Origin of the sequence: Microbacterium sp. gxy059 (assembly GCF_050958665.1) — a bacterium.
In the GTDB taxonomy this organism is placed as follows: domain Bacteria; phylum Actinomycetota; class Actinomycetes; order Actinomycetales; family Microbacteriaceae; genus Microbacterium.
In genome coordinates this window covers 22,625-41,311 of sequence record NZ_JAMXWT010000029.1, presented here as the reverse complement: position 1 = coordinate 41,311, position 18,687 = coordinate 22,625, and the positions used below count along the sequence as shown (strand labels likewise).

Annotated in this window: 16 protein-coding genes; 6 read left to right on the top strand and 10 right to left on the bottom strand. The window is 71.6% G+C overall.

What is annotated here, in order from left to right; translation table 11 throughout:
• Positions 1–31: 31 nt before the first annotated feature.
• The 6 genes from purH to NHL53_RS13600 all read right to left on the bottom strand — a co-directional run bounded on the left by purH (position 32) and on the right by NHL53_RS13600 (position 6,090).
• On the bottom strand, positions 32–1,639 hold the full coding sequence (purH, locus tag NHL53_RS13625) for a bifunctional phosphoribosylaminoimidazolecarboxamide formyltransferase/IMP cyclohydrolase (RefSeq protein ID WP_433777428.1): 1,608 nt from the start codon (positions 1,637–1,639) through the stop codon (positions 32–34).
• Between the two features lie 43 nt (positions 1,640–1,682).
• Complete coding sequence (gene purN, locus NHL53_RS13620; protein ID WP_433777427.1) at positions 1,683–2,267, bottom strand: phosphoribosylglycinamide formyltransferase; 585 nt, start codon at positions 2,265–2,267, stop codon at positions 1,683–1,685.
• 4 nt (positions 2,268–2,271) lie between these two features.
• Positions 2,272–3,537: a cell division protein PerM gene (locus tag NHL53_RS13615; protein WP_433777426.1), complete on the bottom strand. Its 1,266-nt coding sequence runs from the start codon at positions 3,535–3,537 to the stop codon at positions 2,272–2,274.
• A gap of 110 nt (positions 3,538–3,647) precedes the next feature.
• The gene (gene sucD, locus NHL53_RS13610; RefSeq protein WP_433777425.1) at positions 3,648–4,550 is read right to left on the bottom strand and encodes a succinate--CoA ligase subunit alpha; all 903 of its coding nucleotides are present in this window, start codon (positions 4,548–4,550) and stop codon (positions 3,648–3,650) included.
• Positions 4,551–4,578: 28 nt separating this feature from the next.
• A complete protein-coding gene (gene sucC, locus NHL53_RS13605) occupies positions 4,579–5,745 on the bottom strand; it encodes an ADP-forming succinate--CoA ligase subunit beta (RefSeq protein WP_433777424.1) in 1,167 nt (388 codons plus the stop codon).
• 180 nt (positions 5,746–5,925) lie between these two features.
• Positions 5,926–6,090 carry a hypothetical protein gene (locus NHL53_RS13600; protein ID WP_433777423.1) on the bottom strand — a complete coding sequence of 55 codons (165 nt, stop codon included), beginning with the start codon at positions 6,088–6,090 and terminating at the stop codon, positions 5,926–5,928.
• Positions 6,091–6,197: 107 nt separating this feature from the next.
• On the opposite strand from NHL53_RS13600, the gene NHL53_RS13595 reads away from it, so the two are divergent.
• Positions 6,198–7,430, top strand: coding sequence for an acyl-CoA dehydrogenase family protein (locus tag NHL53_RS13595; RefSeq protein WP_433777422.1), 1,233 nt, complete (start codon positions 6,198–6,200; stop codon positions 7,428–7,430).
• Positions 7,431–7,493: 63 nt separating this feature from the next.
• Here the strand turns inward: NHL53_RS13595 and NHL53_RS13590 are convergent, their stop codons facing one another.
• Positions 7,494–8,696 (bottom strand): SseB family protein, encoded by a 1,203-nt coding sequence (locus NHL53_RS13590; RefSeq protein WP_433777421.1) that lies wholly within the window; start codon positions 8,694–8,696, stop codon positions 7,494–7,496.
• An 84-nt stretch (positions 8,697–8,780) separates the two neighbouring features.
• Between NHL53_RS13590 and NHL53_RS13585 the strand changes: the two genes are divergently transcribed.
• Entirely contained in the window at positions 8,781–9,950 is a 1,170-nt protein-coding gene (locus NHL53_RS13585; protein WP_433777420.1) for a CynX/NimT family MFS transporter, read from the top strand.
• A gap of 6 nt (positions 9,951–9,956) precedes the next feature.
• Here NHL53_RS13585 and NHL53_RS13580 read toward each other — a convergent pair whose 3' ends face one another.
• Positions 9,957–12,344: an ATP-dependent helicase gene (locus tag NHL53_RS13580; RefSeq protein ID WP_433777419.1), complete on the bottom strand. Its 2,388-nt coding sequence runs from the start codon at positions 12,342–12,344 to the stop codon at positions 9,957–9,959.
• 205 nt (positions 12,345–12,549) lie between these two features.
• Between NHL53_RS13580 and NHL53_RS13575 the strand changes: the two genes are divergently transcribed.
• Positions 12,550–13,275: a GntR family transcriptional regulator gene (locus tag NHL53_RS13575; protein ID WP_433777418.1), complete on the top strand. Its 726-nt coding sequence runs from the start codon at positions 12,550–12,552 to the stop codon at positions 13,273–13,275.
• Here the strand turns inward: NHL53_RS13575 and NHL53_RS13570 are convergent.
• Positions 13,221–14,222 (bottom strand): glycerophosphodiester phosphodiesterase family protein, encoded by a 1,002-nt coding sequence (locus tag NHL53_RS13570; RefSeq protein ID WP_433777417.1) that lies wholly within the window; start codon positions 14,220–14,222, stop codon positions 13,221–13,223. The two genes, NHL53_RS13575 and NHL53_RS13570, sit on opposite strands and share 55 nt — an antisense overlap.
• Positions 14,223–14,357: 135 nt before the next feature.
• Between NHL53_RS13570 and NHL53_RS13565 the strand changes: the two genes are divergently transcribed.
• The gene (locus NHL53_RS13565) at positions 14,358–15,263 is read left to right on the top strand and encodes a Bax inhibitor-1/YccA family protein (RefSeq protein ID WP_433777431.1); all 906 of its coding nucleotides are present in this window, start codon (positions 14,358–14,360) and stop codon (positions 15,261–15,263) included.
• A 66-nt stretch (positions 15,264–15,329) separates the two neighbouring features.
• Here the strand turns inward: NHL53_RS13565 and NHL53_RS13560 are convergent, their stop codons facing one another.
• Entirely contained in the window at positions 15,330–16,628 is a 1,299-nt protein-coding gene (locus tag NHL53_RS13560) for an alpha/beta fold hydrolase (protein ID WP_433777416.1), read from the bottom strand.
• Positions 16,629–16,720: 92 nt separating this feature from the next.
• On the opposite strand from NHL53_RS13560, the gene NHL53_RS13555 reads away from it, so the two are divergent.
• On the top strand, positions 16,721–18,091 hold the full coding sequence (locus NHL53_RS13555) for a uracil-xanthine permease family protein (protein ID WP_433777414.1): 1,371 nt from the start codon (positions 16,721–16,723) through the stop codon (positions 18,089–18,091).
• The gene (locus tag NHL53_RS13550; RefSeq protein WP_433777413.1) at positions 18,088–18,669 is read left to right on the top strand and encodes a phosphoribosyltransferase family protein; all 582 of its coding nucleotides are present in this window, start codon (positions 18,088–18,090) and stop codon (positions 18,667–18,669) included. The genes NHL53_RS13555 and NHL53_RS13550 overlap by 4 nt, the downstream gene beginning before the upstream one ends.
• Positions 18,670–18,687 lie beyond the last annotated feature (18 nt).

The following is an 18,687-nucleotide window of genomic DNA, read 5'->3' as shown; positions in this document are numbered from 1 at the left end:
CCGTCCCGCCGCGGCGCTTCGCCGTCGCGTCTCAGTGGAAGAAGTGGCGCTCTCCGGTGAGGTACATCGTGATGCCGTGCTCCTTCGCGAGCGCGATCGTCTCGTCGTCGCGCACGGATCCGCCCGGCTGGATGATGACCTTCACCCCGGCGTTCGCGAGGACCTCGGGACCGTCGGAGAACGGGAAGAACGCGTCGGACGCGGCGATCGCCCCGACGGCGCGGTCGCCGGCGCGCTCGACCGCGAGCCGGCACGAGTCGACGCGGTTGACCTGGCCCATGCCGATGCCGACCGTCGCGGAGTGCTTCGCGAGGACGATCGCGTTCGACTTCACGGCGCGGCAGGCCTTCCACGCGAAGACGAGGTCGGCGAGGGGCAGGTCGGAGGGCTCGCCGGCGACGAGCTCCCAGTTGCTCGCGACCGACTCGAAGTCGTCGGACGGGAAGCGGTCGGCGTCCTGCAGCAGCAGTCCGCCCGACACGAGGCGCACGTCCATGTTCTCCTGCTCCCAGTCGGCGGGCAGCCGCAGCAGGCGCAGGTTCTTCTTCTGGCTGAGCACCTCGAGCGCGGCGGGCTCGAAGTCGGGGGCGACGATGACCTCGGTGAAGATGTCGCGGAGGTTCTCCGCCATCTTGAGGGTCACGGGCCGGTTCGCCGCGATGACCCCGCCGAACGCCGACAGCGGATCGCACTCGTGCGCGCGGATGTGGGCGCTCGCGATGGGGTCGAGGGCCTTCGGGTCCGCCACCGCGATGCCGCACGGGTTGGCGTGCTTCATGATCGCGACCGCGGGCAGGACGAGGTCGTAGGCCGCGCGGAGGGCGGCGTCGGCGTCGACGTAGTTGTTGTACGACATCGGCTTGCCCTGCAGCAGCTCGGCCTGGGCGATGCCGTGACCGCCGATGCGCGAGTAGATCGCGGCGCGCTGGTGGGAGTTCTCGCCGTAGCGCAGATCGGTGATCTTCTCGGCCTGCACGGTGAGGTGGCCGGGCAGGTCGACCTCGCGCGAGATGGTCTCGCCCGCGAACCACTGGGCCACCGCCGTGTCGTAGGACGACGTGTGCGCGAACGCGCGCGCGGCGAGCTCGCGGCGCTCGGCGAGGGAGGTGCCGCCGCGGCCGAGCGCGTCGACCACGCTCGGGTAGGAGGCGGGGTTGACGACGATCGCGACGTTCGCGAAGTTCTTCGCGGAGGCGCGCACCATGGCGGGGCCCCCGATGTCGATCTGCTCGACGACCCGGTCGCCCTCCGCCCCCGCGGCGACGGTCTCGACGAACGGATAGAGGTTCACGACGACGAGCTCGAACGGCGAGATGCCGTACTCGCCGAGCTGCGCCTCGTGGTGCGCGAGGCGCAGGTCGGCGAGGAGGCCGCCGTGCACGTTCGGGTGCAGGGTCTTCACGCGCCCGTCGAGCATCTCGGGGAACCCCGTCACGTCGGCGACGTCGGTCACGTCGAACCCGGCGTCGCGGATCACCTGCGCCGTGGATCCCGTGGAGACGATCTCGACGCCGTTCTCGGCCAGCGCCTGCGCGAGCGGCACGAGGTCGGTCTTGTCGCTGACCGAGACGAGCGCGCGGCGGATCGGCACGACGTCGCGGTGACGGTAGAGCGAGGGGTCGTGACTCGGACCGGCCATGTGGGAACTCCTTGTGATGCGGTGGACGGGAGGATCGGGCGGCTCAGGGCGCGTCGAGATCGATGTCGCCGACGGCGATGCGCCGGACGACGTCGATGAGGAGACGGCGCTCGACGGGCTTGATGCGCGCGTGCAGGGTCTCCTCGGTGTCGCCCGGCTCGATCGGCACGCGCTCCTGCGCGAGGATCGGGCCCGTGTCGACGCCCTCGTCGACCTGGATGACGCTGGCGCCCGTCTGAGCGGCGCCGGCGGCGAGCGCGTCGCGCACGCCGTGCGCGCCGGGGAACTCCGGCAGGTACGCCGGATGGGTGTTGACGATGCGGGGGGCGAACTCGGCCACCACCGCGGCGGGGAGGAGCCGCATGAGGCCGCTCAGCACGATCAGATCGGGCTGCCAGGCCCGCAGCTGCCCGGCGAGCTCCTCGCCCCACTGCTCGCGCGAGTCGTAGGCGCGGAACGGCACCGCGAAGCTCGCCACGCCGAAGTCGGCGGCGTGCGCGAGGCCGGGTGCGTCGCGGTCGGCGCCGACGGAGACCACGCGGGCCGGATAGGTCGGATCGCTCGCGGCCTCGAGCAGCGCGCGGAGATTGGATCCGGTGCCCGAGATCAGGACGGCGACGTTCAGCACCGTCTCAGTCTAGGGGCTCGTCGTCGCCGTCCGCGGCGACCGGCGCCTGCGCCCGGCGGCCGAGCGGCGAGAGGAGCGCGATCGCGGCTCCCGCGAGCGCCTCCAGGCCCAGGGACAGCGCGACGGCGCCCGGATCGGGTCCGACGACCGCCATGCGCCCGGGGCCGAACGCGCCGGATGCGCACGCCGCGATGAGCGCGCCCGCTGCGCCCGCGGCCACGGCGATGCCGCCCGCCGCCGCGACGCGCGGCAGCATCGGCTCGGCCGCCTCCCCCGCGGCGACCGCGGGCTCGATCATCGCTCGCCGCGCGCACCATCCGCCGACCGCGCCGAGCGCGATCGGGACGAGTACGACGGCGAGCATCCACGTCGACGAGCCCTCGGGGACGAGGCCGAGGAGCGGGACGCCGGGCACGACGCCGAGCGTGGTGCCGGCGGCGGAGACGGTCGTGCCCTCCCCCAGCGCGAAGCCCGGGCCGGCGATCCAGGCGACGCCCCAGCCGAGCACGGTCGGCAGGTAGGCGAGGTGCGCGAGGGTGAGGGCGGTCGCGCCCGCCACGTCGACCCGGGCGCGCTCGAAGAGGACGATCATCTCGCCCCCGCGCAGCACGACGAGCAGGGCGAAGAGGAGCCCCGCGACGCCGACGACGCCCACGACGACGATCGAGGCGCCGCGGATCGCCGCCGCCGGCGCCTCCCGCCACGCGGCGGGCAGCCGGTCGACGAGGTCGTGGAACGCGTCGACCGCGCCGCCGTCGCCGTCCTCCCATGCCCCCGCGATGCCGCCCGCGACGAGACCCGCCGCGTAGACGGCGGTGGGGAGGAGGATCGCCTGCCACGCGGCGACCTCCACGAGCGGCGCGGCGCTCGTCGCCTGGACGATCGCCGCGACGGCCGCCGTCGTCGCGGCTCCCGACGCCCACCCGATGAGCGTCGCCCCGCTCCGGGCCGCGCGACGGCCGGAGCGGGCCGCGAACAGCATGCTGAAGGCCGCGAAGGCGAGCGGCGCGAGCCCCACCCAGAACGAGGCGGCGTCAGCGGGGAGCCCGGTCGCGAGGAGCGCGTCGGCGTCGAGGTCGACGTGCAGGGGCACGAGCTGGCCGAGCTGCCAGATGCGCGCCGTCGCGGGCCACAGCGCCCCCCACGACGGGTCGCCGGCGAGCGCCGCCAGCCACACGAGGGTGAGCGGGGCGAGGATCGCGGCGAGCCCGGCGGCCGCGGCGACGAGAGCATCCACGGCGGCGAGCGCCGCGACCAGTACCCGTTGCATAGCGGATGTCACCCTACCCGCGCCGTCTGCGGATCCCCCGGCTCCCACCCCGTGACGCGCGAAGCGCCCCGCCGGACGGATCCGGCGGGGCGCGTGCGAGGTCGCGAGGCTCAGAGACTCTCGATGATCTCCCGCATGAGCTGGGCGGTCTCGGACGGCGTCTTGCCGACCTTCACGCCCGCGGCCTCGAGGGCCTCCTTCTTCGCGGCTGCCGTGCCGGCCGAGCCGGAGACGATGGCGCCGGCGTGGCCCATCGTCTTGCCCTCGGGCGCGGTGAAGCCGGCGACGTAGCCGACGACCGGCTTCGTGACGTTCGCCTTGATGTACTCGGCCGCGCGCTCCTCGGCGTCGCCGCCGATCTCGCCGATCATGACGATCGCCTTCGTGTCGGGGTCGTTCTCGAACGCCTCGAGCGCGTCGATGTGCGTCGTGCCGATGACGGGGTCGCCGCCGATGCCGATGGCGGTCGAGAAGCCGTAGTCGCGCAGCTCGAACATCATCTGGTAGGTGAGCGTGCCCGACTTCGAGACGAGGCCGATCGGGCCCGATCCCGTGATGTTCGCGGGCGTGATGCCGGCGAGCGCCTCGCCCGGCGTGATGATGCCGGGGCAGTTCGGCCCGATGATGCGGGTCTTGGAGCCCTTCTCGATGGCGTACGCCCACGCCTCGGCGGTGTCGCCGACGGGCACGCCCTCGGTGATGACGACGAGCAGCGGGATCTCGGCGTCGATGGCCTCGATCATCGCGTCCTTCGTGAACTTCGGCGGCACGAAGGCCACCGACACGTCGGCTCCGGTCTTCTCGATGGCCTCGGCGACGGAGCCGAAGACGGGCAGCTCGACCTCGCCCTCGTGCGGCTTCTCGTGTGTGACGGTGGTGCCGGCCTTGCGCGCGTTGACGCCGCCGACGATGTTGGTGCCGGCCTTCAGCATCAGCGCGGTGTGCTTGGTGCCCTCGCCGCCCGTGATGCCCTGGACGATGACCTTCGAGTCCTTGTTGAGGTAGATCGACATCTCTTCTGTCCTATCCGATCTGTTCGTCTCAGGCGTTCGCCAGCTCGGCGGCCTTGTCGGCGCCCTCGTCCATGCCTGCGGCGAGGGTGACGAGGGGGTGGTTCGCCTCGGCGAGGATCGCGCGACCCTCCTCGACCTGGTTGCCGTCGAGGCGCACGACGAGCGGCTTGGTCGCCGCGTCGCCGAGGATCTCGAGGGCCTTCACGATGCCCTCGGCCACGGCCACGCAGCTCGTGATGCCGCCGAAGACGTTGACGAAGACGCTCTTGACCTGCGGGTCGCCGAGGATCACGTCGAGGCCGCTGGCCATGACCTGGGCGTTGGCGCCGCCGCCGATGTCGAGGAAGTTGGCGGGCTTCACGCCGCCGTGGTTCTCGCCCGCGTAGGCGGTGACGTCGAGCGTCGACATGACGAGGCCCGCGCCGTTGCCGATGATGCCGACCTCTCCGTCGAGCTTGACGTAGTTGAGGCCGGCGGCCTTGGCCTTCGCCTCGAGCGGGTCGGCGGCGTCCTTGTCCTCGAGCTCCTCGTGCTCGGGGTGGCGCACCTCGGTGCCGTTGTCGTCGAGCGACACCTTGCCGTCGAGCGCGATGACGTCGCCCTCGGCGGTGAGGACGAGCGGGTTGACCTCGACGAGCGTCGCGTCCTCGCCCTTGTAGACCTGGAACAGCTTCACGAAGACGTCGGCGACCTTCTCGACGAGCTCGTCGGGGAAGTTCGCGGCCTTCGCGATCTCGAGGGCCTTGGCCTGGTCGATGCCGGCGAGCGGGTTCACCTCGATGCGGGCGAGCGCCTCGGGCTTCTCGACCGCGAGCTGCTCGATCTCCATGCCGCCCTCGACGCTGCAGAGCGACAGGTAGGAGCGGTTGGCGCGGTCGAGCAGCACCGAGAAGTAGAACTCCTGGGCGATGTTCGCGCCGGCGGCGACCATGACGCGCTTGACGACGTGGCCCTTGATGTCGAGGCCGAGGATCGCCTTCGCCGCCTCGTACGCCTCGTCGGGGCTCTTGGCGACCTTCACGCCGCCCGCCTTTCCGCGACCGCCGGTCTTGACCTGAGCCTTGACCACGACCACGCCGCCGAGCTTCTCCGCCGCTGCCTTCACCTCCTCGGGGGTGTCGGCCACGATGCCGGCGAGCACCGGCACATCGTACTTCTCGAACAGGTCTCGAGCCTGGTACTCGTAGAGATCCACGTTGCTTTTCCTTAGGTGGGCGAACGGGTGCAGAGGCGTGGAAGAACGTCTCGATGTCGAGAGACCTCGACCGCCATCCACCCTACTACCCGCAGGGAAGCGGAACGGATCCGCACACGACGACGCCGCCCGAAGGATCCGAGGATCTTTCGGGCGGCGTCGAGAAGCCGGGATCGCTCCCTAGCGGGGGCTCTTGCGCGTCGCGAACATCGGCAGCGCCATCGCGAGGCAGATGGCGATGATGCCGCCCGCGAAGACGACGCCCTGGAAGGACGTGACCATGAAGGCGACGGCGAACAGCGCCATGCCGCCGAGGAACAGGATCAGCGAGAGGAGGAACATCATGGGATCGGGCCTTCCAGCACAGGGAGAAGTCTGCCGCTCAGCCTACCCGGTGTCGGATGACGATAAGAAACTGGCCACGCGCGCCACGACCTCCTAGCGTTCGGAGCATGGCAGCGGAGCATCTTCCCGGCGAGCGCGTGCGCTCGTACGACATCACCGGTCCCCTCGACACCGACTACTACGGCGTGTTCTCCGATGTGACGGGAGCCGACCGCGACGCGTGGAGCCGCGCGCGGGAGGCCGTCGACGAGGTCGTCGACGATCTCGTCGCCGCGTGGGACACCTCGGACTACCCGACAGACCTGGCGCTGCGGGCGCTCGGCAGCCGCGACCTCATGGCCGACGGCATCGTCCACGACGGCCTCCCCCGCCTGAGCCCGCTCGCGGCCGGCCTCGTGAACATGGAGCTCTCGCGCGGAGACGGCTCCTTCGGCACGGTCCTCGCGGTGCAGGGCGGCCTCGCGCTGCGCACGCTCGCGCTCTACGGCAGCGACGCGCAGAAGGAGAGGTGGCTGCAGTCGCTGAACCGCGGCGAGGTGCCGGGGTCGTTCGCCCTCACCGAGCCCGATCACGGCAGCGACTCGACGGGCCTGGAGACGCGCGCCCGCCGCGAGGGAGACGCGTGGATCCTCACGGGCGCGAAGAAGTGGATCGGCAACGGCGCCTCGGGCGGCATCACGTTCGTGTGGGCGCGCATCGACGACGAGACGGACGCCGACCACGGACGGGTCGGCTGCTTCCTCGTGCCGCAGGACTCCCCCGGCTACCGGGGCGAGGTCATCCAGGGCAAGATCTCGCTGCGCGCGATCCACCAGGCCCGCATCGCGCTCGACGACGTGCGCCTGCCGCTCGACGCCCGGCTCCCGGGAGCGCACTCGTTCGCCGACACCTCGCGCGTGCTGTATGCGACGCGCTCCGGGGTGGCCTGGTCGGCGCTCGGGCACGCGACCGCCTGCTACGAGGCGGCGCTGCAGTACGCGCAGCAGCGCGTGCAGTTCGGCAAGCCCCTCGCCGCGTTCCAGCTCGTGCAGGAGAAGCTCACCCGCATGCTGTCGCAGCTGACCGGGATGCAGCTGTTCTGCCGTCGCCTCGCCGACCTCGAGCGGGCGGGCGAGCTGCGACCGACGCAGGCGTCGCTCGCGAAGTACTCGAACACGCGCACGGCGCGCGACATCGCCCGCGACGCCCGCGACCTGCTCGGCGGCAACGGCATCCTCCTCGAGAACCGCGTCATGCAGCACCTCGCCGACATCGAGGCGATCCACACCTACGAGGGCACGGAGAGCGTGCAGGCGCTGCTCATCGGCCGCGACATCACGGGCATGGGCGCGTTCGTCTGAGCTCCTGAGCGCGACGACGCGGGCCCCGGATCCTCGAGGATCCGGGGCCCGCGTCGTCCTGCGTCAGGCGGTCGGCTCGGTTCCTGCCGCGTCGTCGCCGTCGGCGAGGGCGATGACGGGCTCGAGCTCCTCGCGCGTGAGCGTCATGAGGGGGCCTGCGGGGTCGATGAGCAGGCCGCCGATGGCGGGGTGGTCGACGAGGACCTTCGCGATCTTCTCGACGCCGAACGGCAGGGCGCGCTCCTCGCGGCCGGTCGCGACGACCTCGAGGGGGTGCGAGAACACCTGGAGGAGACGCGTGCCGTTGGCGAGGCGCGCCTCGGCGATGCCCATCTTCTGGTCGTCGGACGACGAGGTGCCGACCGCGACCCAGAGCGGGGGGCGCTCCGCGAGCAGCGCGGCGACCTTCCCCGGCGTCTCGGTGTCGCGCGGCTGCGCGATGAGGGTCTTCAGGCGCAGCCCCGGATCCGCCTGCGACATCGCCTTCTCGAGCATCTCGCGGGGCAGGACGATGCGCTTCGGGGCGGACGCGTTGTCGACGATGATGCCGTCGAAGCCGTTGTCGACCATGTGCTGCACGATCGTCGCGACGGGCTGCGCCACGGCGGAGGTCTTCTCGTCGCCGTCGGCCTTGACCGCCTCACGCAGCGCGCGACCCGAGCTGAACACCATCATGTAGCTCTTGTCGCCCGTCTTCGCGACACCGAACGTGAGCGTCGCCCTGCCGTCCACGACCTGCTCGCGCACGTCTCCCGCGACGCGGAGGTACACGTGGCCCTGCAGCATCTGGCGGGCCACGCCGAGCAGCTGCTGCGGGGTGGGGGTCTCGGGCAGCGCCTGGAGCGCGTCGCGAAGCAGGGCGTTGTCGCGCAGCCCCTTCACGGTCTCGAGATCCTGGGGCGGGGCGGCCGGGGCGAGGGGCAGCTCGCGCGGCGCGGGCGCCGGGGCGTCCTCCGGGGGCGTCGGGGCGGGGGCGGGCGCGCCGTCGGGGCGACGCGTCGTGCTGTGGGGGCCCGCCGCCGGGTCGGCCTTCTGCGGCGTCGCGGGCCGCTCGCCCGGGGCGTCGACCTCGGGCCCCGACTGCGCTCCGACGCCGCGGAAGGCGGAGAACGAGATGTTCACCTCGGGGGCGTCGTCAGCGGCCGGCTGCGCGGGCGCCTCGGGCGTCGCCTCCGGATCCCCCGTCTCCGCGGCGTCGTCGACGGGCGGCTCCGCCGCTCGCGCCTCATCGCGATCGGACTTCTTCTTCCGAGAGAACAGACCCATGGGGCCAGCCTACGTGCGCGGCGCGCCCTGGCGGACCGGCGCAGACGATCCGACGGGGCTGGGCTAGCCTCGGGGCAGAACGCCATGAACCGATCCGCCGCCCGCGGCTGGCCGCTCGTCGCCGCCAGCCTCGTCTTCCTCGTCGCCCTCAACCTGCGCCCTGCGCTGACGTCCGTGGGGCCGCTGCTGCCCGACATCGCGTCGGCGTTCGCGCTCGACGAGGCGCGGCAGGGCGTGCTGGGGGCGCTCCCCCTCATCGCCTTCGCCGCCGTCTCACCCCTCGTGCCGGGCATCGCGTCGCGGCTCGGCGCCGAGCGCACGATCCTCGCCGCCCTCGGGCTGCTCGCGGCGGGGGTCGTCATCCGCTCGACCCTCGGAGCGGGCGGGCTGTGGGCGGGGACGGCGGTCGTCGGCGGCGCGATCGCGATCGGCAACGTGCTCGTCCCCGTCATCGTGAAGCGCGACTTCCCCCGGCGCATGTCCCTCGCGACGGGCGTCTACTCGGCGTGCATCACGCTGGGCGCGAGCATCGCGTCGGCGGTGGCCGTCCCCCTGGCGGGCCCCTGGACCTGGCGGGGCTCGCTCGCGTTCTGGGCGCTGCCGCCGCTCGTCGCCGCCCTGCTCTGGGCCCTGCGCCTGCGGGTGCCCGCTCCCGAGCCGGACCTCCCCCTCGCTCCGGGAGACGCCCCCGTGTCGGTGTGGAGGCAGCCGACGGCGTGGCTCGTGACGGCGTTCATGGCGCTGCAGTCGACGGCGTACTACATCATGATCACCTGGCTGCCGACGATCGAGGCGGCGCAGGGCGTCTCGCCGGAGCGCGCCGGCGTGCACCTGTTCGTCTACCAGCTCGTCGGCGTGGCCGCCGGCCTCGCGATCCCTCGCCTGCTGCGGCGCCCCGAGGGCCAGGTCGCCGCGACGGTCACCGTGAGCGCGCCCATCCTGATCGGCGCGCTCGGCCTCGCGCTCGCGCCCGACGGCGGACTGGCCTGGATCATCATGATCGGCCTCGGCACCGGGTCGTCGCTCGTCGTGGCGCTGGCTCTCATCGGGATCCGCGGCCGCACGCCCGACGAGACGATGAGCCTGTCTGGCATGGCGCAGTCGATCGGCTACCTGCTCGCCGCCGTCGGCCCCGTGCTGTTCGGCGCGATCGGGCAGGCGACGGGCTCATGGCGCCCATCGCTCTTCGCGCTGGCCGCGATCGCCGCCCTGCAGCTGGCGGTCGCGGTGCCCGCCGGCCGCGTGCGCCGCTGACGGCCGTCAGATCTTCGCGAGGGGCGCGACCTTGATGAGCAGCTTCTTCACGCCGAGGTCGTCGAAGCGGATGTGCGCGATGCGCTTCGCGCCCTGCCCCGTCACGGCGTCGACCGTGCCCTCGCCGAAGTCGTCGTGCCGCACGCGGTCGCCCGGCGCGAGCTCGAGGTCGCCGTTGTCGCGCACCTTGCCCGTGACCCGGTTGGTGAACTCGGCGAGCGACGACGTCTTCGCCTTCGGCTCGAGGGGCGTCACGCCCCAGCGGCTCTCGCGGGGGCGCACGGCGTTGAGGGCTCGTGACTGCGTGCCGCCGCGCCCGTTGACGTCTCCGGGCGACTGACGCCATTCGATGAGGTCGGCGGGGATCTCCTGGAGGAAGCGGCTGGGCATCGCGACCGACACCTCGCCGAACTGGGCGCGCGTCATGGCGAGCGACAGGTACAGCCGCTTGCGGGCGCGCGTGATGCCCACGTAGAACAGGCGCCGCTCCTCCTGCGGGCCGCCAGGCTCTCCCGCCGAGATGCGGTGCGGGATGAGATCCTCCTCGACGCCCGTGAGGAACACGGTGTCGAACTCGAGCCCCTTGGCGGTGTGCAGCGTCATGAGCGAGACGCTGCCCGAGGCGTCGTCGAGGTCATCGCTGTCGGCGACGAGCGCCACCTCGGTCAGGAAGTCGACGATCGTGCCCTCGGGGTTGTTGCGCGCGAACTCGCGTGTCACGGCGATGAGCTCGTCGAGGTTCTCGACGCGCGCCTCGTCCTGCGGATCCTTCGACTGGCGCAGCACGTCGAGGTAGCCCGACTTGTTCAGCAGCACCTGCAGCCCCTCGGTGACGGTGCGCGGCGAGACGGGCTCGTCGCCCTCGGGGATCATGATCCCGGTCGCCTCGCGCAGCACCTCGTCGAGGTGGCCGACGGCCTTCTGCAGCTTCGGCCCCAGGCCGATCTCGGGCGCGTGGGCGAGCGCCTCGCGGAACGTCAGGCCGTTGTCGGCGGCGAACTGCGCGATGTTCGTCTCGGTGACGGCTCCGATGCCGCGCTTCGGCTTGTTGAGGATGCGCCGCACAGCCAGCTCGTCGGCGGGGTTGGCGACCGCGACGAGGTACGCCAGGGCGTCCTTGATCTCGGCGCGGTCGTAGAACTTCGTGCCGCCCATGATGCGGTACGGGACGGCAGCGCGGATGAAGATCTCCTCCAGCGCGCGCGACTGCGAGTTGGTGCGGTAGAAGACGGCCATCTCGCTGTAGTCGACGCCCTGGGCGCGCAGGCGGTCGATCTCGTCGGCGACGAACTGCGCTTCGTCGTGCTGCGAGTAGCCGGTGAAGCCGACGACGCTCTCGCCCTCGCCCTGGTCGGTCCACAGCTTCTTCTCCTTGCGGTCGAAGTTGTTGCGGATGACGGCGTTGGCGGCGTCGAGGATGTTCTGGCTGGAGCGGTAGTTCTGCTCGAGCATCACGACCTTCGCCCCCGCGAAGTCGCGCTCGAACTCGGTGATGTTGCGGATGTCGGCGCCGCGGAAGGCGTAGATGGACTGGTCGGAGTCGCCGACGACGGTGAGCGAGGCCTGCTCGCTCTTCTCCTCCGGCATGAGGGCGATCATGCCGCCGCCGACGTCGAGCCCGTCGTCGCCCTGCACGGGCTTCGTGAGCTCGCGGATCAGCTGGTACTGCGCGTGGTTGGTGTCCTGGTACTCGTCGACGAGGATGTGCCGGAAGCGGCGCCGGTACACGTCGGCGACGTGCGGGAACGCCCGGAACAGGAACACGGTCTGCGCGAGCAGGTCGTCGAAGTCGAACGCGTTGGAGGCGCGCAGGCGGCGCGTGTAATCCTGGAAGATCTCGACGAAGATGCGCTCCGCCGGATCGGACATGTTGGCCTGGCGGGAGTGGGAGTCGGCGTCATGCAGCTCGTTCTTGAGCTTCGAGATGCGGCTCTGCACGGCGGCGGGCGTGAGGCCGTAGGCATCGGCCTCGTGCTCCTTGACGAGGCGCTTCATGAGGGCGCGCACGTCGCCGGAGTCGTAGATGGTGAACGAGCGGGTGAAGCCGAACTGCTCGGCCTCGCGGCGCAGGATGCGCACGCACGCGGAGTGGAACGTCGAGATCCACATGCCCTTCGCCTGCTCGCCGACGAGCTGCTCGACGCGCTCGCGCATCTCGCCCGCGGCCTTGTTGGTGAAGGTGATCGCGAGGATCTGGCTCGGCCACGCCTCGCGGGCGCGCAGCAGCGAGGCGATGCGGTGCGTGAGCACGCGCGTCTTCCCGGATCCCGCCCCCGCGACGATGAGCAGGGCGGGGCCGCGGTATTCGACCGCCTCGCGCTGCTGCGGGTTGAGCCCGTCGAGAAGGGGATCGGCGTCGGTCGGGAGAAGGGGAGCCTCAGGTGCGTCAGACATGTCGCCGTCGAGTCTAGGGAACCCGTCCGACAATCGTCCCCGCCGCTCGCTCGGAGCGTATAGCATTGCGAATCGCGCCATGGCGCCCTTCGTTACCCGACTTGGGCGCTTCGTCCGGATCCCTCAGCGGGAGCACGCATTTCGCACAGCTCCCCCCGAGGTAAGGCGCGCAGAATCACGGTTTCCATAACCGAAAGGAGTCGCCGTGCGCGGACACGACCGAGCAGACCAGGTCGAGGCGCAGCCTCCCCGCCTCGCCGACACCGTGTACGAGCGCCTCGCGGAGGCCATCGTCGACGGCACCCTCGCCCCGGGGCAGCGCGTGCGCGACTCGGAGCTCGCCGCCGACCTCGGGGTCTCGCGCATGCCCGTCCGCGAGGCGCTGCAGCGCCTCGAGCAGCGGGGGCTCATCGAGATGGTCGCCAGCCGGTTCACGCGCGTGACGGAGATCCCCGAGGGAGCCGCCGAGGAGTCGCTCGAGTTCATCGGCTATCAGATCCTCGCCGCCATGCGGCTCGGCTTCCCGCGCCTGACGCCGGCGGACCGGGCCCGCGCCGCGGAGCTCACCCGCGCGATCGGCGAGACGGCGGCCGACGACCCGAGAGCGGGGTACGACCTCTCCCGCGATCTGCTCTACCTGTTCGCGGACGCGAGCGGGAACTCCCTCTTCCAGAATCTGATCCGCGACACCTGGCTCATCCTCCGGCGCAACCTCCACGGGGAGTTCCCGCTGTTCGCGCCCTGGGAGGATCTGACGCGCTTCTTCGAGAAGTTCGCGCGCAACATCGAGACGAACGACCTGGCGGCCGCCGACCGCGAGATCCGCGACTTCTTCCAGCTGCACATCGGGCAGGCGGGTCCCGCCGCCCTGGTCGCTCAGGCGCGCGTCGAGGCGGAGGAGCGGAAGGCGGCGACGCCGAGATCCGCGTGATCGACGAACACGCCGTCCGGCTCGGCGCGCGCGATCTCCCGCCACTCGGCCCGCCAGTCGCCGTGGGCCGCCCGTCCCCCCGATGAGCGGTGCCGGGGCAGGAGGAACGCGTTCTCGGGACGGCAGGTCCAGGTGAACAGCGACAGACCCCGCGCCCGGGCGTCCTCGACGAAGCCCGACGCCGCGCCGAGTCCCTCCGCGTCGAGCAGCAGCCGCTTGTGCACGCTGATGCCGTCGACGCCGTCGGCGAGCGCCGCGAGTCCCTCCGGGGCGAGCTGATCGCGATAGCTCGGCGCGTCGTCGCCCTCTGCGAGGAGCCGGTCGGGCGCCGTCCCCGAGGCCTCGACGAGGTACACGAGCGGGGCGCCCAGCCCCTCGTCGCGGATCCGCGTGAGCGCCGCCTGCTCGAACGACTCGATCACGAGCGGACCGTCGTCCTCGCCCCAGCCGGACGACCGGATCTCGTCGGCGGTCATCGCCGCGAGGTCGAAGCCGAGCGAGGAGAAGAGCGCGTCGTGCTTGATCTCGACGACGACCCCCGCACCGCCCGCGCGCGCGATCGCGAGCACGTCGCGCAGCCGCAGGGGCGGCTCGGCTCCGTCGTGCCTGGCGCTCTCCGGGCGCAGACCGGGGATGCGCTCGCGGCAGCGCAGGGTGCTCAGCTCGTCCCAGGTGAAGTCCTCCGCGAACCAGCCGGTCATCCGGACGCCCGCGAACGACTTCGTCGTGCGCCGGTCGGCGAACTCGGGCCGGGAGGCGACGTCTGTCGTCTCGGAGATCTCGTTCTCGTGCCGCACGACGAGCACGCCGTCCTTCGTCGGGACGACGTCGGGCTCGACGGCGTCGGCGCCCTGCGCGATCGCGAGCTCGTAGGACGCCCGGGTGTGCTCCGGCAGGTACCCGGGGGCGCCGCGGTGGCCGATGACGAGGGGAGCGGATCCGTCCATCGCCCCAGGCTAGGACGCCCGATTCCTCCCTCGGCGAAATCCCGGTGAACACAGCCCAGGCATAGGGGTCGCCGATATCGTAGAGGCACGGCGCCCGCAGGGGCGCACCCAGACCTCAGGAGTGTGACCACAGCTATGGCCAGCCCCGGTTTCAACAATCCGTACTTCACGCAGGAGACGCCGCGCGGCCAGCAGGGCTACGCGACGCCCCTCGACCCGAACCAGGCCGCCCAGGCCCGCCAGGCGGCGCAGGTGCCGCACGTCGCGCAGCAGGCGCAGATGGAGGGCATGTACGCCGCGCCGTCGGCGGGCACCCCCCAGACCGGCCGCATGACCTATGAAGACACGATCGTCAAGACGGCCGTGCTCTTCGGCGTCATGCTCGTCGTGGCCGTGGTCAGCTGGTTCGTCACGCTCGGCGGCACGCTGTCGCCGACGATGGCGACCACGATCAACATGGCGCCCGCGATCATCGGCGCGATCGGCACGCTCGTCATCAGCCTCATCATCGCCTTCTCCCGCAAGGCGGCGACGGGCCTCGTGATCGCGTACGCGGTCGTCGAGGGCCTGTTCGTCGGCGGCATCTCGGCGTTCTTCGAGGTCATGTGGCCCGCCGTCGTCATGCAGGCCGCGCTCGGCACGATCGCGGTGATCGGCGTGACCCTCGCCCTCTTCTCGAGCGGCAAGATCCGCGCCTCGGCGAAGATGACGAAGATCGTGCTCATCGGCATGGTCGGCTACCTCGTCTTCTCGCTGCTCAACGTGGGCCTCATGCTCTTCGGCGTCCTGCCGGAGGGCGCGGCCTTCGGACTGCGCTCGATGACGATCGCCGGCATCCCGATCGGCCTCATCATCGGCATCTTCGCGGTGTTCATGGGCGCCTACATGCTCGTCATGGACTTCGACGCGATCCAGCGCGGCGTGCGCAACGGCGCCCCGGCGAAGCTCGCCTGGCAGGCCGCCTACGGCATCCTCGCCACGGTCGTCTTCATCTACATCGAGATCCTGCGTCTGCTCGCCATCCTGCGCGGCAACGACTGATCTCCGCACCTCACGACGACGCCCCCGCCGGAGAACCGGCGGGGGCGTCGTCGTTCCGCGAGCGGATCAGCGGCGCGGGCCGCCCTCCTCCACCACGCGGTCGATGAGGCGGCGCACGATCCGCGGATCCTGCCGCAGGCCGTCGTGCTCGTACTCGTTCGTGATCCACAGGTGCATATTCGGCACGCGGTCGGCCGTCTCGATCGCGATGTCGACCGGCACGAACATGTCGTCGTGGTACATCGCGGCCGCCACGGGCACCTCGTTGCGGGCGAGGCGGTCGCGGTCGTACAGATCCGGGTGGTCCTCGCGCTCGTGCAGCGCCATCGCGGCGTCGCGGAACGGGCGCAGCGACGCGATCTCGTCGAACTGCCAGGGGAAGAACATCTCGCCCGTGAACGGGAAGGGGCGTCCGGCCGCGACCTCCTCGGCCGCGTCGAAGCCGCCGAGCTCCTCGCGCATGCGGTGCGCCGCCCAGCGGGTCGCTCCCCTCCCGTCGGCGTAGATCTCCTCCTGCAGCACGGCGTAGAGGGGGCCGCCGTAGTACTGGGTGCGCTGGTCGACGGCGTCGAGGAACGCCTCGCTCAGCCGGCCCGAGGGCAGCAGCGCCTCGTCGAGCAGCCAGTGCACGCGCTCCATGCCCGGCCCCATCCCGAAGTCGATGCCGAGGGTCTGCAGGCGACGGGACGTGAGCCGGTCCCCGCTCGGCAGCCGCACGTCCTCGTTCTCGACGAGGTCGACGATCGTCGCGAGCGTCTCGGTGTCCTGCGGGTAGCGGCGGTGGAACTCCGCCGTCTTCCTCCTCACGCGCGCGAGCGTGTTGCGATAGAGGCCGTCGACGTCGGGATCCACGGAGGTGACGCCGCCCGTCACGTAGCTCGCCTCGAGGGCGTCGGGCGCGAAGGAGAGGTAGGTGAGGGTGAGGAACCCGCCGTAGCTCTGGCCGAGCGTCTGCCAGCGCACCCCGCCGAACACCTCGCGGCGGATGTGCTCGGCGTCGGCGACGATCTGCTCGGCGCGGAAGCAGCGGATGTGCTCGGCCGCCTCCTCGGCGCCGAGGCCCGCGATCGTCGACGCCTCGATGCGGGTCGATCGCCCGGTGCCGCGCTGGTCGAGCAGCAGCACGCGGTGCGTCTCGAGCGCCTCGCCGATCCAGCCGCCCGCGGGCTCGGGCCGCGGCCCCTTTCCGCCCGGGCCGCCCTGCAGGAACAGCAGGATCGGCGCGTCCTCGTTACCCGGCCTCGCCACCTCGCGCGCGAAGACCTCGATCGTGCGGCCGCCCTGCGGATCCGCCCAGTCGAGCGGGACGGTGACGGTGTGGTCGCGGAGGCGCAGACCCCGGAAGCTGTACTCGTGCGTCGTCATGGATCCATCCTCTCGCCTCCGGCGCATTTCCCCGGCGCGCCCGACGGGCGTAACGTGAGGATGTTCCCCGACGCTCCGAGAGAGGCTCCGGCGTGCCCGCTGCACCCCCCACCCGAACGACCTTCGCGATCGGGTTCGACGACCCGGTCGCCCCGCATCGCAGCGCCGTCTACGGGCTGCAGCACCTGCTCGCCCTCACCGGGCTCTGGGTGTTCCCCACGAGCCTCGGCGCCGCCGTGGGCCTCGCGACGGAGGACGTCGCGAAGATCATCCAGGGCTGCTTCCTGCTGACCGGGCTCGTCACGATCCTCTCGTCGTCGCGCATCCTGCGTCTGCCGATCGTGCAGGGGCCGACGGCGGCGCTGCTCGTCGCTCTCATCACGACGGGCGGCGCGTACGGCATCGACGTGGCGTTCGGATCCATGGTCGTCGCCGGCGCCCTGTCGCTCATCCTCGCCTTCCCGCTGTTCAAGCTCGGCGTCTACGGCCACGTCGCGAAGTTCATCGCGAACCCGCTCGTGTTCGGGACGATGTTCCTCGTCCTCGGCGCGCAGCTCGCCTCGGTGGGCGTCTCCGGCTGGTTCCAGGCCATGGGCGACCACGGCGTCTGGGCGAGCGTCGTCGTCGCGGTGGTGGCCGCGACGGCCGTGGCGGCCTGCATGATCTTCGGCGGCCGCACGATCGTCAAGCGCATGGCGATCCTCATCGGCGTCGTCGCCGGCACCCTCACCGCCGCCGCTCTCGGGGCGTGGACGCTGCCCGACCTGTCGGCGTTCTCGTTCGTCGGCCTGCCCGAGTTCGCGCCGTTCGGCCTGGGCTTCGCCTGGGGCGCCGTGCCGATCATGATGGTCGGGTTCCTGCAGGCCGCGGGCGAGTCGATGGGCGTGTACGCGCTGCTCGGGAAGTGGTCGGGCCAGCGGATCGACGTGAACCGCGCGAACCGCGGCCTGTTCGTCGAGTTCCTCGGATCCGCGGTGGGCGGCCTGTTCGGCGGCATCGGCTCCACCTCCTATCCGGAGAACTCGGGGATCCTGCGCGTCAGCGGCGTCGCCTCGCGGCGCGTGACGATCGCGGCCGGGATCTTCGCCGTCGTGCTCGCGTTCCTGCCGCAGTTCGCGCTGTTCATCGCGAGCCTGCCCGGTCCGGCGCTCTCCGCCGCCGCGACCATCCTGTTCGGCGTCATCACGTTCGCGGGCGTGCAGCAGCTCGGCAACGTGCGGTGGGACGACCTGAACCTCGTGGTCGCCGCCGTGTGCTTCATCGTGCCGGTGGGTCTGCAGGCCATGCCCGCCGAGATCGTCGCGCAGATGTCGCCGACGATCTCCGGCATCATCACGAGCCCCATGATGATGAGCACGGTGATGCTCATCGTGCTGCACCCGCTCGTCAACCTCGTCATCCGCCCGCTGCTCGGACGCCGTCAGCCCGACGCCGAGCTCGACCTGGAGGAGCCCGCCGCATGACCTTCCCCGCCTCGTACGACGCGCAGATCGGATCGCAGACCGTCGCGCTGCCCGTCATCCCGCTCGGCGATCCGCCCGAGAAGGCCATCTGCCTGCTCATGACGATCGACCACGGCGTCGCGTTCATCGAGACGGCCGGTCGCGAGCTCGCCGACCTGTTCCGCGACGAAGGGATCGAGGCGGTCGCGACGGCGGCGACCCTCGGCATCCCCGTCGCGATCGAGGTGGCCCGCGCGCTCGGCATCGACGACTACCTCGTGCTCCAGAAGTCGAACAAGGTGCATCTCGGCGACGCGCTCGCGGCCGACCTGTCGTCGATCACCAGCCACGGCAGCCAGCGTCTGCTGCTCGATCGCCGCCGGCTCGGCGCCGTCGCGGGCAGGCGCACGCTGTTCATCGACGACGTCATCTCGACGGGCGGATCCGCGCTCGCCTCCCTCCGGCTGCTGCGCGAGGCGGGCGCCGAGATCGTCGGGGCGGGCTTCCTGCTCGAGGAGGAGGGGCCCGGTCGCGCCGCGATCGAGGCGGAGGGCGTCGCCGTGCGCACTCTGGGCAGGATCCCGATCCTCACGGCGTGAGGCACGGGGCTTCTGCCC

Excerpts from the sequence above, each read along its gene's own strand:
- NHL53_RS13585 (WP_433777420.1), top strand. The coding sequence starts at position 8,781 with ATGAACCGATCCGCCGCCCGCGGCTGGCCGCTCGTCGCCGCCAGCCTC.
- NHL53_RS13615 (WP_433777426.1), bottom strand. The coding sequence starts at position 3,537 with ATGCAACGGGTACTGGTCGCGGCGCTCGCCGCCGTGGATGCTCTCGTC.
- NHL53_RS13590 (WP_433777421.1), bottom strand. The coding sequence starts at position 8,696 with ATGGGTCTGTTCTCTCGGAAGAAGAAGTCCGATCGCGATGAGGCGCGA.
- NHL53_RS13600 (WP_433777423.1), bottom strand. The coding sequence starts at position 6,090 with ATGATGTTCCTCCTCTCGCTGATCCTGTTCCTCGGCGGCATGGCGCTG.
- NHL53_RS13550 (WP_433777413.1), top strand. The coding sequence starts at position 18,088 with ATGACCTTCCCCGCCTCGTACGACGCGCAGATCGGATCGCAGACCGTC.
- NHL53_RS13565 (WP_433777431.1), top strand. The coding sequence starts at position 14,358 with ATGGCCAGCCCCGGTTTCAACAATCCGTACTTCACGCAGGAGACGCCG.
- sucD (WP_433777425.1), bottom strand. The coding sequence starts at position 4,550 with ATGTCGATCTACCTCAACAAGGACTCGAAGGTCATCGTCCAGGGCATC.
- NHL53_RS13570 (WP_433777417.1), bottom strand. The coding sequence starts at position 14,222 with ATGGACGGATCCGCTCCCCTCGTCATCGGCCACCGCGGCGCCCCCGGG.
- NHL53_RS13560 (WP_433777416.1), bottom strand. The coding sequence starts at position 16,628 with ATGACGACGCACGAGTACAGCTTCCGGGGTCTGCGCCTCCGCGACCAC.
- NHL53_RS13595 (WP_433777422.1), top strand. The coding sequence starts at position 6,198 with ATGGCAGCGGAGCATCTTCCCGGCGAGCGCGTGCGCTCGTACGACATC.
- NHL53_RS13580 (WP_433777419.1), bottom strand. The coding sequence starts at position 12,344 with ATGTCTGACGCACCTGAGGCTCCCCTTCTCCCGACCGACGCCGATCCC.
- purH (WP_433777428.1), bottom strand. The coding sequence starts at position 1,639 with ATGGCCGGTCCGAGTCACGACCCCTCGCTCTACCGTCACCGCGACGTC.